This window comes from Poseidonibacter lekithochrous (assembly GCF_013283835.1).
In the GTDB taxonomy this organism is placed as follows: Bacteria; Campylobacterota; Campylobacteria; order Campylobacterales; family Arcobacteraceae; genus Poseidonibacter; species Poseidonibacter lekithochrous.
This window is the reverse complement of sequence record NZ_CP054052.1, coordinates 726,077-743,049: the sequence shown is the minus strand read 5'-3', so window position 1 is coordinate 743,049 and position 16,973 is coordinate 726,077. Positions and strand designations below refer to the sequence as shown.

General features: G+C 28.7%; 14 protein-coding genes. All 14 read right to left on the bottom strand.

Going from position 1 to position 16,973, the window contains the following annotated elements; all coding sequences use genetic code 11:
- Position 1: 1 nt before the first annotated feature.
- A complete protein-coding gene (locus ALEK_RS03620) occupies positions 2 to 331 on the bottom strand; it encodes a thioredoxin family protein (RefSeq protein ID WP_071626178.1) in 330 nt (109 codons plus the stop codon).
- Positions 297 to 2,321 (bottom strand): DUF1538 domain-containing protein, encoded by a 2,025-nt coding sequence (locus ALEK_RS03615; protein WP_071626179.1) that lies wholly within the window; start codon positions 2,319 to 2,321, stop codon positions 297 to 299. Before ALEK_RS03615 ends, ALEK_RS03620 begins: the two co-directional genes overlap by 35 nt.
- Before the next feature lie 160 nt (positions 2,322 to 2,481).
- Positions 2,482 to 4,035 (bottom strand): 2-isopropylmalate synthase, encoded by a 1,554-nt coding sequence (locus ALEK_RS03610; RefSeq protein ID WP_071626180.1) that lies wholly within the window; start codon positions 4,033 to 4,035, stop codon positions 2,482 to 2,484.
- Positions 4,036 to 4,291: 256 nt separating this feature from the next.
- The gene (locus ALEK_RS03605; protein ID WP_071626181.1) at positions 4,292 to 5,572 is read right to left on the bottom strand and encodes a diguanylate cyclase; all 1,281 of its coding nucleotides are present in this window, start codon (positions 5,570 to 5,572) and stop codon (positions 4,292 to 4,294) included.
- Positions 5,573 to 5,636: 64 nt separating this feature from the next.
- Positions 5,637 to 8,225, bottom strand: a complete 2,589-nt coding sequence (locus tag ALEK_RS03600) for a sensor histidine kinase (protein WP_071626182.1) — start codon at positions 8,223 to 8,225, stop codon at positions 5,637 to 5,639.
- 159 nt (positions 8,226 to 8,384) lie between these two features.
- Entirely contained in the window at positions 8,385 to 10,454 is a 2,070-nt protein-coding gene (ftsH, locus tag ALEK_RS03595) for an ATP-dependent zinc metalloprotease FtsH (protein ID WP_083574607.1), read from the bottom strand.
- 3 nt (positions 10,455 to 10,457) lie between these two features.
- Positions 10,458 to 11,273: a 50S ribosomal protein L11 methyltransferase gene (locus tag ALEK_RS03590; RefSeq protein WP_071626183.1), complete on the bottom strand. Its 816-nt coding sequence runs from the start codon at positions 11,271 to 11,273 to the stop codon at positions 10,458 to 10,460.
- Positions 11,274 to 11,365: 92 nt separating this feature from the next.
- On the bottom strand, positions 11,366 to 12,298 hold the full coding sequence (locus ALEK_RS03585) for a tRNA dihydrouridine synthase (protein WP_071626184.1): 933 nt from the start codon (positions 12,296 to 12,298) through the stop codon (positions 11,366 to 11,368).
- Positions 12,298 to 13,311 (bottom strand): hypothetical protein, encoded by a 1,014-nt coding sequence (locus ALEK_RS03580; RefSeq protein ID WP_071626185.1) that lies wholly within the window; start codon positions 13,309 to 13,311, stop codon positions 12,298 to 12,300. The genes ALEK_RS03585 and ALEK_RS03580 overlap by 1 nt, the downstream gene beginning before the upstream one ends.
- A gap of 15 nt (positions 13,312 to 13,326) precedes the next feature.
- On the bottom strand, positions 13,327 to 13,680 hold the full coding sequence (dksA, locus tag ALEK_RS03575) for an RNA polymerase-binding protein DksA (protein ID WP_071626186.1): 354 nt from the start codon (positions 13,678 to 13,680) through the stop codon (positions 13,327 to 13,329).
- 50 nt (positions 13,681 to 13,730) lie between these two features.
- Positions 13,731 to 14,186 (bottom strand): 23S rRNA (pseudouridine(1915)-N(3))-methyltransferase RlmH, encoded by a 456-nt coding sequence (locus ALEK_RS03570; protein WP_071626187.1) that lies wholly within the window; start codon positions 14,184 to 14,186, stop codon positions 13,731 to 13,733.
- Positions 14,176 to 14,784: a thiamine phosphate synthase gene (locus tag ALEK_RS03565; RefSeq protein WP_071626188.1), complete on the bottom strand. Its 609-nt coding sequence runs from the start codon at positions 14,782 to 14,784 to the stop codon at positions 14,176 to 14,178. The genes ALEK_RS03570 and ALEK_RS03565 overlap by 11 nt, the downstream gene beginning before the upstream one ends.
- Complete coding sequence (accD, locus tag ALEK_RS03560) at positions 14,784 to 15,653, bottom strand: acetyl-CoA carboxylase, carboxyltransferase subunit beta (RefSeq protein WP_071626189.1); 870 nt, start codon at positions 15,651 to 15,653, stop codon at positions 14,784 to 14,786. Before accD ends, ALEK_RS03565 begins: the two co-directional genes overlap by 1 nt.
- A 19-nt stretch (positions 15,654 to 15,672) precedes the next feature.
- Positions 15,673 to 16,881 (bottom strand): methionine adenosyltransferase, encoded by a 1,209-nt coding sequence (metK, locus tag ALEK_RS03555; protein WP_228146262.1) that lies wholly within the window; start codon positions 16,879 to 16,881, stop codon positions 15,673 to 15,675.
- Positions 16,882 to 16,973 lie beyond the last annotated feature (92 nt).

Sequence of the window (16,973 nt, the reverse complement as noted above, 5' to 3'; positions counted from 1 at the left end):
TTTACTCGCACATTAAATTATATGGTCTTCTAATTTCCTCAATAAATAAAGGTACAGATAGGTTTCTGCCTTTTCTGAAAAACTCTTTTTTATCAAAGAATACCAATATAGTAGGTATAGAAAATACCGTAAAATGACTTGTGATTTCTTTATGTATATCAGTTTTAACCTCATACATTGTAAATTTTGAAAAGTTTGATTTAATAGATTCTTCAATTTTAGGTTTTAAGACCTTACAAACTGAACAATTTTCTCCGGAAAAATAGATTAATACAGGTTCCCCTGTATTAATACTATCACTTAGACTTTGAAGGTTCTTTGTTTGAATCATGAGGTTCACTGTCCAAATCATCACCAACGCAAGACATTGGTTCTTCTTTATTTAAATTTACTTGATAAGCTTCTTCTTTAAAAATATCTTCTTTAGATAAAGAGATACCTTTCATATGAGTTAATGGGAATGCAAAAGCAACCCCTTTACCACTTGTAGTAAGGTGAAGAGAATGAATAATTGATTTTATAACTTCATTTACTAAATATTTTGGTAATAAAAATAATAACAATGTATCATTAGCTTCAAATGATGTTCTAAAGAAGTTATCCATTTCTTCAAGACCAATACCATCAGCTCTTAATACAGTAACTCCTGAAGCACCAGCTTTATGAGCTGCTGAAATTGCATCAAGTTTTTTATCAACTGGCACAATAATAACTACTGCTGAGAACTCTAAAGATAAAGAGTGTCTAACATGAGATCCATCAATATTAACAGTTGCTAAATCCATATTTTCAGCATCAATTAAAGTATCTTTTAATAACTCTTCTTCTTCAATTTGAGTATCAGATTTAACACCAAATTTCTCAGTTAAAATACCATAAATCATTACAGTAATCATTGGGAATAATGATGCAAAAGCAATAAGACCAAATCCATCAATTAAAGGAGATCTTCCTTCAATATTTGTAGCAAGTCCAATACCAAGAGCTGCAACTAATGGAACTGTTACAGTTGAAGTAGTAACCCCACCTGAATCGTATGCAATTGGAATAATGTATTTTGGAGCAATAAAAGTAAGAATAATTACAGTTAAATATCCAACAATAATGTAGTAGTGAATATGTCCACCATCAACAATTCTAAATGCACCTAAAGCAATACCTATTGCAACACCAGCTGCAACAAATAATCTTAATGCAAAATCATTGATCTTACCATCTGAAATATCTTTTGCTTTTTTTGCAATTGCCATTAAAGCTGGTTCTGCCATTGTAGTTGAGAAACCAATTGCAAAAGCAAATGCATAAATCATCATTACAGAATCAGATTTTGTTAATTGATATGCCATTGTCTCACCAAGTGAGAATAGACCCATTTCAAGTCCAAGAATAAATGCATATAATCCAATGATTACAAGTCCAAATCCTAAGAATACAGTTTTAATATTATCAATTTTCTTTTTTAATACAGCATATTGGAAGAAAAGAATAATAAATAAAATAGGCGCAACATCTTTTACAACAGATGCAATTCCAGAAAGTACTGAAGATATAGAAATTGTTGTATTAGAAGAAACAGTAGCTTCAACAACAACACCCACAACATCCTTAGCATCTACAAGATTATATACAGCAATACCATAAATCTGTACAAAAATCATAGGTGTTAATGAAGCAAAAGCAATAAGACCAAATCCATCAATTACAGGATTTCTACCTTTAATTGTAGAAGCTAAACCAATACCAAGTGCAGCAACTAATGGTACGGTTACAGTTGACGTAGTAACTCCACCTAAATCGTATGCTAAACCAATAATTTCTTGTGGTGCAAAGAAAGTAACACTTACAACTAATAAATATCCAGTAATAATGTAGTAATGGATTGGGTGACCTTTGTATATTCTAAAAACCCCTAAGAATATAGCAAATCCAACCGATCCAGCAACAACCATTCGCAGAATAGTAGCATCTATTCTTCCACTTGATATAGAAGCAGCCTTATCAGCAATAACTGCAAGAGCAGGTTCTGCAATTGTAGTACCAAATCCAATTAAAAATCCAAAGAATAATACCCATAACATAGTTCCATGCTTAGCAAAATCCCTTGCTAAACCTTCACCAACTGGGAAAATCCCTATCTCTAAACCTTGTAAGAATATTGCAAGACCAACACCTACAATACATAAACCAATTGCCGTGCTAACCCACCCCTCAGGTACAGCTTGGATAATTGCTAATTGAAAAAACAGTATCACTACAACAATTGGGATTAAATCCCTAAACGATTCCTTTAATAGCTTCAAAAAGAAGTTAAATTGCATCATATATTTTACATCTCCTAATGTGTTCTAAAACATAAACAGTTTTAGTTAGATATAGATATTTTACTCATTTTTTGCTGAATAATAGGAATTTAATAAGTTATTTTTTTGATTTTTAATGTGAGTTGTAATCGTAAAGTAGTAAAAACTACTTTACAATTTCTTATACTTGGTGTTCAGTACTTTTAGAAAGTCTTTCTTTTTGAGAAATGTATGAATTAACAGAACCTAAATAAGCTTTTGCAGTTGCTAACATAGTATCAATACTTAATCCATGTCCTACGAATGAAGGAGAGTTCTTATCAAATGTAACTCTTGTAGTTACTTTTGCTAATGCATCTTTACCTTCAGATACAGAAGTTACTTTATAATCATTTAATTCACCAGTAATACCAGTTAATCTATCAATAGTTTTAAAGATAGCATCCATTGTACCATCACCGATATTTGCATCTTGCATTACGCTATCGTTATGTTTTATAGATACAGCTGCCATTGGCATACCGTTTGAACAGTCAGAGATTTGTAATCCAACTAATTCATAAGTTTTGTCTTGATTTAATGATTCATCTGTGATTAACATTCTAATATCATCATCAGTAACATCTTTTTTCTTATCAGCTAAAATTTTGAATCTTTCAAAAGCAGCATTTAATTCTTCATCAGAAACTTTATCAAAACCTAAATGTTCGATTTTGTCTCTAAATGCAGCACGACCTGAATGTTTTCCTAAGATTAATGTAGATTCTTTAAATACACCTACATCTTCTGGTCTCATAATTTCGTATGTTTCATTATTTTTCAACATACCATCTTGGTGAATTCCACTTTCATGTGCAAATGCATTTTTACCAACAATTGCTTTATTTTGTTGTGGTTCAACACCTGTAATAGTTGCAACTAATCTAGAAGTTGGATATAACTCAGGAGTATTAATCCCTGTATATAATTCACCAAAAGCATCTTTTCTAGTTTTAATAGCCATTACAGCCTCTTCTAAAGCAGAATTTCCAGCTCTCTCACCTAAACCATTCATTGTAACTTCAATTTGTCTAGCACCGTTCATTACTGATGCTAAAGTATTTGCAGTTGCTAATCCTAAGTCATTATGGTTATGTACAGAAATAATTGCTCTATCACCTGCAAAATCAGATAATTCTTTTACCATTGCACCTAATTCATGTGGTAATCTATATCCAACTGTATCAGGTAAGTTAATTGTTGAAGCACCAGCAGCAATTACGGCATCCATTACTTCTTTCATAAATGGAATTTCAGATCTACCTGCATCTTCTAATGAAAACTCAACATCATCAACAAATGTTCTTGCATATTCAACTGCATGAACTGCTCTTTTGATAACTTCTGCTTCACTCATTTTTAATTTATATTTCATGTGAATTGGTGAAGTAGCAATAAATGTATGAATTCTATGTAATGGAGCTTTTGAAACTGCTAAACCTGATTGTTTAATATCATTTTCAATTGCTCTTGATAATGAACAGATTGATGAGTTCTTAACTTGCTCAGCAATTCTAGAAACTGCGTCAAAATCTCCAGGAGATGCAGCAGCAAAACCTGCTTCAATTACATCAACACCTAATTTTTCTAATTGTAATGCAACTTTGATTTTTTCTTCTGTGTTCATAGAACAACCAGGAGATTGCTCACCATCTCTTAATGTCGTATCAAATACTATAATTCTATTTTTATCCATTGTTATGTACCCTTTAAAATGTGTAATATTATATCTTTTTTTATATAAAAAAAGAAAAACTGTAGCTGTTATTTATTTGTGATTATTTTGTAAAATATAAAGTCTAATTTAATAATTAGAGAGATTTTGTAAGTAGTAGAAGAGTATTAACACTTTTGATGAAATGGTTATTAGAAAAATTAAATATTTTCATTTGTACTCCTCGAATTTTTTAAAGTATAGGCAGTATAATTAATTTATACTGTTTTGTCAAGAGTTATTTTGAGTTTTTTGATAATACTACTTGATTTCTACCTTTAACTTTTGCTTCATACAAAGCTTCATCTGAATATTTATATAAAGACTCTACACTATCTAATTCATCACTATTTAAAACAATTAATCCAGCTGAGATAGTAAGATATTTACTTGCTATGTTAGTAGTATGTTCAAGATGTAATGATTCAATTTTTTTTACTATTTCTTGTGAATAATGAAGAGACTCTTCTATTTCAACACCAGAGAAAATTATTGAGAACTCTTCTCCACCCATTCTAAAAGAGTAATCAGTAGCTCGAAGTGTTGATTCTTTTAAAACCCTAGCAACTTCAATTAAAGCCTTATCTCCTTGAGGATGTCCATAAGTATCATTATATTTTTTAAAATAATCAATATCTAAAGTAAGTAAACTTAATATTGAGTTATCTCTTTTTACTCTTCTTATTTCTTTATCAATAATTTTATTAAAATATCTTCTATTATAAAGTTTTGTTAGATCATCTTCTATTGATAATAACTCTAATTTTTTAGCACTTGTAATATCCTGTCTAATTGCCGTAAAGTTAACAATTTTATCTTCTTTGAATACAGGTGTTATTGTAAGATTTGCCCAATAAATATCACCATTTTTCTTTCTATTTCTAATCTCAGATTTAAATACATTTCCAGAAGTTATTTTTTCCCACATTTTTTCATAAAAATGGGATGGAGTATCTTCATGTTTTAAAATACTATGACTTTTTCCAATTAATTCATCTTTTGTATATTCAACAAACTCACAAAATGCATGACTTGCGTCGATTATATTACCTTTACTATCAGTAATTGAAATTAAAACATTTTCATCAACAATTCTTAGTAAGTTTTCTTTTTCAAATAATTTATCTTGCATATGATCAGATATTACACAGTCTTGAATAGCAAAAACTAATTCCATTAAATCTATTGGTTTAATTACAAATTTATTAACATTTAATTCTATTGCTTTTAAAAAGTAATCTATATCAGAATATGCAGTAGTGATAATTACGGGTATATTTTTATTCTCAATTTTTTTCAGCATTTCCAAGCCATTCATTTTAGGCATTTGGATATCTGTTATGATTAAGTCAGGTTTATATTCTAAATATGAATCTAATCCTTCTAATCCATTTTTTGCTACATGGAAATTCTTTACATATTTTTTGAAAAAATAGCAGATTTCATCTCTGATCATTTCTTCATCTTCAACATAAAGCACAGTAAGATTTGATAAAAGTTCTTTGTTAATTTTTTTCACATGTAATCTTTTTATTTATATATAATTATTTTAACTACATTTATATTAAGAGAATATTTATTAATTAATTTTTATTTTCGGCATTATCTTGTATTGGAATAATTATTTTGAATAAAGCACCCTTATTTTCATTCTTTGCAATAAGTTTTGCATTCATATTATTTTCTATAATTACCTTACTCATATAAAGACCAATTCCTGTTCCTTTACCTTCTTCTTTTGTGGTAAAATAGGGATCAAATATCTTATCTATAACTAAAGCAGGTATTCCACCCGCATTATCAGATATATCAATAATAGCATTATTATTTTCAATATATAAAGATATTACAACTTCTTTATTTTCTAAGTCAATATTTGAAAGTGCATCTTTTGCATTATTCAATAAATTTAATAAAGCTTGTGAGAATTCATTTTTATAACCATTAATAATTATATGTTTATCCAAATAATTTTTAACAAGTTTAATCTCATGATAATTATATGTTGATTCTATTAACTCCAAACTATCCTCAATTGAATCATGAAGATCAAATTGTTCTATTATCTTATTTGTTTTAAAAAAACTTCTAAAGTCATCAATAGTATTTGACATTGAAGAGGTAAGTAAATTTGCTTTTTTTACAGAGTTATCTAAAAACTTTTCATCTAAATCTCCCATTTTATATGAGACTTGAATATTTTGAATAACAAGACCTAATGCATTTAGTGGTTGTCTCCATTGATGTGCAATATTACCAATCATCTCCCCCATACTTGCAAATCTAGATTGTTGTATTAATATTTGTTCTTGTTCTCTTTGTTTTTTAATTTCAGTTTCAACTTTTTGTTCAAGACTTTCATTTAATTTTTTTTCTTTTTCAAGTAAAGTTTGAATTTTGATTGCCATAGTATTGAAGGATTTTTCTAATTTCCCAATTTCATCTTGAGAAGTTATTTTAATTCTATAATCTAAGTCATTATTGGCAAATTGAGTAGTTCCAATTAAAAGTTTTTCAATTTTTTTACTAATATAACTTGATAACCATAAGGCAATTACAATAATAATTAGAAGCATTAATATTGTTACAATAGTTAATTCATTTAATAAAGACATAATCACTTTTTCAATTTGTAATTCATTGTCATTTATTATCATCTTCATTTTATTAGATTGTTCTTCTAATATTTTATTAACATCAACTTTTGTTTTATTTGCAGCGGCATGAAACTCTTCAACATTAGCTCCAATTGTTATAAATCCAAAACCTCTTTTACTATTAGCATATTGTCCCGTATAATATGGTATTGTCGCAGCAGTTGTTAATTTCCAAACATTACTCCAATAAATTAAAAAAGATCCATATCCTCCATTTTGTGTTACCTGCATCCAACCTTGACATTGAGGTGCAAAATTTAAATATCTACAATCTAAACCTACATAACCTTTTTCTTTTAATTGTTTTATATTTGGTTTTTCTTTTAAACTTTGATTATCAAAAGTCTTATAATTATTTAAAAATTCATTAATATTCTGATTTGAAGCTTCAAACTCTTTATTTGTTTTAGCACTTAACCAAGGCATTTGAGGTTTACCTGTACTAGAATCATAACCAACAATAAAATAATCCCTAGGATGAGAAATATTACGACCTTCATTATCCCACATAAAAGCGTAATTACCTTTACTTGCATCAGATATATTTTGTTTAATATTAGAAGATGTTGGGTTAGAAGTATCTGTAAACTGCATAACATGTTCATGATCTAATGCTAATGATATGTATCCAATTTTCTTATTATCTTTGTAAATAGGTTTTATATATCGAATAATTGCTTCGAATTTTTTACCTAAGGGATTTTCTGTTCCAGCATAGGCACTCTTTTGTGGTTCAAAGTTAATATTAGATTTTTTAGCTTTTTCTTTTGTAAAACTACCAATTATTTTACTTGGTACATACTCTCCAATTACATTTGAAACATAAATATTATCTTTTTCTAAAGTCTTAATTTTATTAAAATATTCTTCTGAATTAATATAAGTATTTGTTTTTATCGAGATATTCAATAACTTCTTATTAATACTTGAAACCTTATATATTTCATTACCTTTTAAATCAAAATAAACCACTTCTTTATAAATTGGCATTTTTTTAAGCTTAAGATTCTGAGGGTCTGTAAAATTAAAATTTCTTTTATTATCATCAAGTATTTCAAACTCTTCTCTTTTTGTACTTTGAATTTTTTCATTACTTATCCAGATACTACTCTTTTCATCATATTTATATTTACCATGAGTAATAATATTACGGTTTTTACTTTCATAAAAATTTTCTAATATTTTTTGATTTAAATCCAGTTTTGATAAAAATGTAATATCCTCATCTCTTTGATATAAAAAGTCAGCTAAATTATTAGCTATTTCATAAGATATTCTCTCCATTGTAAGTTGTGATTTTTTATCGAGATTTTTAATACTATCATTTATAGAAGCGTCAGCAGTTCGTATAATAATTTCTTTACTTTGATTAAATAGATATTTTACATTTGTATTAAGATATTTATCTAATTTTAGAATACCTTCATATGAGATATATGTAATTATTAATAAAGGGATTATTTTTATTAAAATAAAAATTATAATAAGTTTAATTTTTATGGAGAAGTTTTTCATTATTTATATAATCCTTAACAAATATATAGAAAATATTTTGTTTATATAAATATATAATAATGTGATTTTGCTTATTGTTTTATATTAAAAGAAGATATTGATAATTTTTTTAGAAAGAGAAGTAAATAAAGAACAAGCTTTATTTACTTCGATAGTTATTTATTTCTTTGTTTCATCTTCTGAAGATGAATCTGCATCTACATCAACAGACTCTTCTTCTTTTGTAGTTTCTTCTGAAAATTTAGTTTCCTCAGTAGTTTCTTTTGTTTCTGAATCCTCAGTTTTAATTGAGTCAGAATGTAAATCCTCATCTTCGAAAACAACTCCGCCATTTTCTTTGATAACTTCTCTTACTCTTTCACCCGAAATAACTTCTATTTCAAGTAACTCAGCTGTCATCTGTTCAATTGCTTCTTTATGGTTTCGTAAAGCATCTAAAACAACTTCATATCTTTCATTTAGAACTGTCTTAACATGATCATCAAGATTTTTAGCCATTTCATCAGAGAAGTCTTTTTGTGTTTGACCACCTAAGAATTGGTTTTGTCTTTTTTCTAAAACCATAAGACCAGCAACATCACTCATTCCATAAATAGAAGCCATTGATTTAATAATATCAGTAGCTCTCTCAAGGTCATTCCCTGCACCAGTTGAAATTTCATTAATAAATACTTCCTCAGCAGCTCGTCCACCAAGTAATGTATCTACTTCAGCAATTAACTCATGTTTTTGCATTAAGTATTTATTTTCTTCTGGAGTATTTAAAGTATAACCTAAAGCAGCAAGTCCTCTTGGAACAATAGATACTTTATTTACTTTCTTAGCACCTTTAGTAATTTCAGCAATTAAAGCATGTCCTGATTCGTGATAAGCTACAATTTTTCTCTCTTTAGGAGAAATTCTTCTAGACTTTTTCTCTAAACCAGCAATTTGTCTCTCAACTGCTTCTTTGAAATCACTTGGATCAACTTGATCTTTTTTAGCACGACCTGCAAGTAATGCTGCTTCATTAATGATATTTGCTAAATCAGCACCAGCTAAACCAGCAGTCATTTTAGCAACTTCTTTTAAATCAACATTTTTACCAAGTTTAACTTCTTTGATATGAACATTTAAAATTTCAATTCTACCTTCATAATCAGGTTTATCAACTAAAACTTGTCTATCAAATCTACCTGGTCTTAATAATGCAGGATCTAGAACTTCTGGTCTATTTGTAGCTGCTAATACAATAACCGGAGCAGCTTCTGTTGAGAAACCATCCATTTCAGCTAGTAATTGATTTAAAGTTTGTTCTCTTTCATCATTACCACCCATTGGTCCACCAGATGCTCTAGATTTACCAATAGCATCAATTTCATCAATAAAGATAATAGCAGGAGCAGATTTTTTAGCTTGCTCAAATAAATCTCTAACTCTTGAAGCACCAACACCAACAAACATTTCAATGAATGCAGAACCAGATACAGATAAGAATTCAACATCAGCTTCACCAGCAACTGCTTTAGCAAGTAATGTTTTACCAGTTCCTGGAGGTCCTACTAATAAAACACCTTTAGGAATTTGAGCACCAAGTTTTACATATCTTTCTGGATCAGATAAGAAATCTACAACTTCTTGTACTTCTTCTTTTGCTTCTTTATTTCCAGCCATATCAGCAAATTTAACATTTGGTTTTTCAGAGTTGATCATTTTTTTAGAAGATCCAATTCCAAGGATTCCTCCTGAACCACCACCCATTGATTTTTGCATTCTTTTAGCAATAAACATCCAGATAGCAAAGAAAATGAAAATAGGTAAAACCCAACCAAATAAAATATCAGCTAAAACATTCTCTTCATTAATTCCACCATAATTAATTCCAGCTTTTTCTAATTGAGGAATTAAAGTATCATCTGGGATTACTCTTCTAGCAGTATACGCTGTAACTTGTCCAGCTGATTTTGAAATAGCTCTAATTTGAGTATTTCCAATACCAACATATTCAATTTGACCAGAAGTAATTAACTTCTTTAAATCAGAATATGCAATTGTTTTATTTTTTGATGATCCAAAAGCTTGAACTTGTGAATTAGAACCATTTGAACCCATTTGATCTTCTGGGAAAATAGCTTTAAATGCAAAAATTGTTACAATTGAAAAAATTACAAAAACTAATAATGGATTATTATTAAAAAAATTATTATTGTTTCCACCATTATTATTGTTGTTTTGTTGTTTATTATTCATAAACTAAGACTCCTTATTTTTATAGACAACTGAAACCCATTCATTTTTATGAATTAATTCTAGTTGTTCTAAATCTTTAAATTTATTTTTAACTCTATCAATGTGTTTATCTAAAATACCTGAAATAATTAAAATACCATTTTCATTTAAACACTTCTTCAAATCACTTGCAATCATAGTTAATACGTCTGCAACAATATTTGCAATAACTACATCATACTTTTTAGAAGCACTATTAGCTGAACCAATCCATGATCCATCAAAAGAAACATTGTTTAATTTGAAATTTGAAGTAGTATCAGTAATACAAACTTCATCAGTGTCACATATATCTACTTTACAAGATTTTTTAGCAGCTGCAATAGCTAAGATACCACTTCCAGTACCTACATCTAAAACAGTAGAACCTTCATTTACATAAGTATCAATTGCTTGTACACAAGATGATGTAGTTTCGTGATGTCCTGATCCAAAAGATAATGCTGGATCGATAATAATATCAATTTTATCTTCTTTTTTTTCTTCCCAAGATGGTCTAATAAAAAAGTTTCCAATTTCAACAGATTTTACTGATTCTTGATATTGTTTAATCCAATCAATATTTTCTTTTTTTTCACATTTAGTTTCACATTCAGTATCTAATGCTTGAGCAAATTGAGTTATACCAAATTCAACATTTGATAAATCTTCTTCACTTCTTGCAATTAAAGTACCGTTGTCTTCTTCAATGGCTTGATTAGTTAGAGATGTTAATAATTCCAGAAAAAGTTCATAGTTTTTCATAGGTTTTATTGTTAATTCGTAGTAATATTCAGACAAATATATCCTTTTTTGAACTATATAAAATTAATACATTTTATATAAAATAAGATATTTTATCTAAATAATTTTTTGATTACTATTAAAAGGGCTTAAAAGAAGTTTTCTATCATGTCTCTCATTACTTTTGGATCAGAAATTTTATTGATTAAATCCCTGAATTCATGAGCACCCGTATAGCCTTTTGAGTAAGAATGTAATAGTTTTCTAAACATTACTGTACCATGTACTCCATGGAACTGTAATACAGCATCATAATGCTCTAAAATGATCTCTTTTTTCTTTTCTTCAGAAATATCATCAATACCATGTTTTAATTGATAAAATACCCAAGGTTTACCAATAGCGCCACGACCAATCATAACTCCATCAGCTTTTGTATATTCTAATACTTCTTTAGCTTTTTCATAATCTTTAATATCACCATTGGCAATAACTGGAATATTTACAGCTTCTTTCATTGCTTTGATTGCATCATAATCAACAGGAGCTTTATATTTTCCCGCTCTTGTTCTACCATGAACTGCAACATAATCTACACCACAAGCTTCAACTGCCTTTGCAATTTCAACTGGAATTTTATCATTAACTCCAATTCTTACTTTTGCAGTTGTGTACTGTTTATTTGAATACTGTTTTACTGTTGATAAAATTTCTTCTAATTTATTTAAATCTCCTAAAAGATTTGAACCTGAACCATGTGAAAATACTTTAGGCGCAGGACAGCCACAGTTTAAATCAATACCATCAATTCCCGGAATATCATTTAAAATAAGAACTGCTTCTTTTACTAAATCAGCATTGTTTCCTGCAATTTGTACAATATATGGATCTTCAGATGGAGATTTTTCTATCATTCGAAGTGTTTTTTCAGATTTGTAAACTAAAGCATTAGAAGAGATCATTTCAGAAACAGTAATATCTGCACCAAATTTTTTAACTACTGATCTAAAAGGTAAATCAGTATAACCAGCAAGTGGCGCAAGCACCACAAGGGGCTTGCTAAAATCAATCTTTTTTTCCATTATTTATAAGAGATCGACTCTAAGTCGTAGTGTTTTCCAGCTTCTTTTAAATCTAAAAGTGCTTTATATGCAGTTAACTCACCCTCTGCTGAAGGCGCTACTACTTCTCTAATTTTTTCAATCATTTCATATTCAAATAACACATGTAAATATGCAGGTGTTGCTTCGTCTAATTCTGTTGATAACTTTTCAAATAATGCAATAATCTGATCTGGTTGTAAAATTGTTTCATAATTCTTAGCTAATGATAAGTAATCTTCATTAGTGTAATTTAAATCTTTAACGATTTTTAATATCTCTTCAGATGTAAATCCAAATTCATTATTTGCAGCATCTTTCTCAAATAATAATTTAGCTAACTCTTTATCTAATTTGATATTTTTATAAAGTTTTTTTACAGTTGTCATTGTTTTATCTCTTAAAACATTTTTAAATGCTTGATTAACAACTTCAGCTGAATAGTTTTCTGTTTTCTTTAATACATCAACTGCAAAATCAATTTGCTCATTAACTTTATTAATCATATTTTGATTAGCTAATGAAGAAATCTCACTTAATTTTAATGACTTATCATTAATGTGTTTTCCAACTTTTATATCTTGAATACTTGCAACTATTTTGTTTAATTCTTCATCAGTTGAAGAGAATGTATTATCTTTAACACTCAATTGGAATTGACCTAGAATTGAAGACAAGCTTTTGAAGGCTTTTGTTTTAAATCTTTTATTAAAACTTTTTTCTAATAAATTAGATTTAAGTAAAGAAAGCATCATTTCACTATCTTTATTTATTGCTCTTTGTTTAAATACACTTATTAAACCATAAAATAATATATGACCAATTGTAGCAATAAATAATAATACTACTGGTACTATAATCCATACAGCAACTGGTAAAGCTAAAGAGATATCAAGTATTGTAACCTTGTAATCCCCTAATTCTAAACTAAATACATAGCCATACATTGCTACAATAAATAATATAGAAAAAACAACATACTTCTTAAAACCCATCTTATATCCTTTTTACTATTTTTCTACTTCGTAAATCTCTCTACAAGGTGTACAAAACTTTGCAAATGGTTTTGCTCTTAATCTACCAATTGCAATTGATTCGTCGCACATATCACAAACACCATATGTTCCAACTTGAATTCTTTTTAATGCTTCATCGATTTCTTCAAGCTCTTTAATTTGCTGATTCGCAATGATACCTTCTTTAAAAGAATCACTAGAAACTTCTGCATAATCAAACTCATCATTACACTCTGAGTTTTTTAAAGAGTCAATACTCTCACGACTGTCATTAATACTATTTGTAATAGTCTCTTTTCTTACTAATAGTACTTGCTTTAATTCTTCGATCTGTTTCGCGTTAGCCACATCATTCCCTTATAATTAAAATTTTGCCATTATACAAAAAATATAATAAATTATTTATGATATGGATGGTTATTTTTTATTGCAAGTGCCCTGAATATCTGTTCAGTCAAGACAACATTTGCAACTTTATGAGCCATCGTTAAATCGCTAAGAGATATTATACTATCACATTTCTTTAAAAACTCCCGCTGGAATCCAAAGGCACCACCAATAAAAAAATTTATTACATTTTTACCATCTATTAAATCTGCAAATTTGTAAGAATCAACTTTTTTTCCTAAAACATCTAAGGCAATATTATAACCTTTTAGCAAAGGTTCATAAACATCACTATAAGATTGTTGTGCTTCTTTTTGTCCAATTGTTTGAGCTTTTGCTATATTTTTATTAAAAATATAGTGAACTTCAACTTTTGCATATTTAGAAGACATTTTAATAAATTCCTTTATTAAAGTATCAAAATCATCTCTTGAAGGTTTAATAATAGCATAAATATTAATTTTCATAAAATCCCGATCCTACAACATTAAATGTAATGTTTTCTATTTTATCTTCTTTCTTAACCCCACCAATTGCACAAACTGGATGTTTAGATATTTTGGCTAAATATGATATTTTATTTCCCAATACAGTAGATACATCTTTTGTATTGGTATTTTTATATGCACCTAAACCTATCATGTCTAAATCTAAATCATTTGCTTCTAGAATCTCTAACTCATTATGAGTAGACAAACCTAACAATTTATTTCCAATTTTTCTTCTAATTAATTTAATAGCTAAAGATTTATCTGAGTGTATTTTGTCAAAATCTTCTTGACCTAAATGTACTCCGCAAGCATAATCTATTAATTCGATTTTATCGTTAATAATTATTGGTATATCTAAATTTGATTTTAGAAACAAAAGATTGTTTTTTTGCTCTTCAATTGATGATATTTTATCTCTATATTGAATTAGTTTTACATTATTATTTTTACAAAGTATTACAAATTCATCAAGGGAAATATTTTTTTTAAGAAGAGTCTCATAATCACATAAGACATAAAGAAGATTAGAGACTTCAAGTTTAAAACCTAAAGCCTCCTCAAAATTACTAAACATTAATTAGCAATTTTCTCTTTTTTGAACATTTTTAATAAATCATATAATGTTTCTTTCATTTCTGATCTATTAACTACCATATCAATTGAACCCTTATCAAGTAAGAACTCAGCTCTTTGGAACCCTTCAGGTAAATCTGCACCAATAGTTTGTTTAATAACTCTTTGACCTGCAAATCCAATTAAAGCACCTGGTTCTGCCATAATAATATCACCTAAGAATGCAAATGATGCAGATACACCACCCATAGTAGGATCCGTTAATACAGAAATATAAGGAAGCTTAGCATGATCTAATCTTTTTAATGCAGCAGATGTCTTAGCCATTTGCATTAAAGCGAAAGTAGACTCTTGCATTCTAGCTCCTCCAGAAGCAGAAACGATAATTAAACCTTGATGTTTTTCAATTGCTCGATTAACTGCTCTAACAATTTTCTCACCTTCAACTGAACCTAATGAACCACCCATAAATGAGAAATCAAATACAACAATTTGTACTGCTAAATCATTAATAGTACCTTCACCACTAACTACTGATGAAGTTCTACCTGTTTTTTTAACAGCTTGTTCAACTCTTTTCTTATATGAAGTTTTATCAACAAATTTTAAAGGATCGTTTGGTTTTAAATCAGCATCATATTCAACAAAACTATCTTTGTCAGTTAATATCTCTATTCTTCTTTTTGCCCCAACTCTCATATGAAAGTTACATTTTGGACAAATGTTATCTTGATGTTCAACCTCTTTAAAAAACATCAGTGCACTACACTCTGGACATTTAACCCAGTGAGAAGGAGCATCTTTTTTAGTAGGTTGTTCTTTTGAACCGCTGTCAAAAGAAATTTTGCTAAATAAATTCTTTAAATCCATATCTAAGCCTTTTTATAATTTATAAATTTTTAAATTTTTCTAATTCGTCTAATTTTTCCCAAGGATAGTCACTTTGACCAACTTGTCCTCTTGATGCAACATCTGCATAAAGGAAAGATTCTTCACTTGGTTTATCTAAATTAAATTTATCTGTAATCCATTTAGGAGTTAAAGAAAATTCATTAGAAACGAATTCTGATAATTTATCATCATCATATTTTGTATATGTTCCCATTGTATCTACTGCCACTGATGTTGGTTTAGCTACACCAATTGCATAAGAAATTTGAACATTTGCTTTTCCAGCAAGACCAGCAGCAACAATATGTTTTGCTAACCATCTAGCAGCATATAATCCTGATCTATCAACTTTTGTATAATCTTTTGAACTTTGAGCTCCACCACCAATAGGTGCATATCCACCAAATGAATCAACAATTAGTTTTCTTCCTGTTAGTCCTGAATCATGTAATGATGAATGATTAACATATCTACCTGTTGGGTTAATGTGAATAATTGTATCTTCTTTATTATACATATCTACTGGAAGTCCAGTATCATCAATTAATCCTTGGATTAATTCTCGAACTTCTGTAATTGGCATACCATCAACAGATGGTGCACTAACAACTATAGTATGAATTTTTTGAGGCTTACAATTTTCAAAGTTTGCTTTTGTTCCATAATCAACAGTAACTTGTGTTTTAATATCAACACCTAACTTATGATTATGATTTAAAGCATAATTATATACTTTATCACTTAACATTCTTGCATAAGTAATAGCAGCAGGCATGAAATCAGCAGTTTCAGTTGAAGCGAATCCAAACATGATACCTTGATCTCCAGCACCTATTTCACCAGATTCTTGATCAACACCTTGATTAATATCAGGAGATTGTTGATTTAATAATACTTGTACATTTACGTCATCTGGGTGTAAACATTGTTCTTTAGTAAAAGCTGATTTACCATCGTAACCAATTTTCGCTAATGCGTCTTTAACTAGTGTTTCATACTCTTCATTAGATAACTTGCAGTTTGATTTAACTTCTCCACCGATTACGATGTTTTTTCCTGCAACAAATACTTCTGAAGCAACTCTACTTTCACTATCTTCAATAATTAGTTTATCAACAATTGAATCAGCAATAATATCAGCACACTTATCAGGGTGTCCTGGGCTTACTACTTCACTAGTGAATAAATATTGTTTTTTGTTTTCCATCTTTGTTTTCCTTCTAGGTTTTCCATTTTTGTTTTCCATTATTTTTAATTACATTTTTGCTGTTAAAAAAATAACAAATACAACAGCAAGTC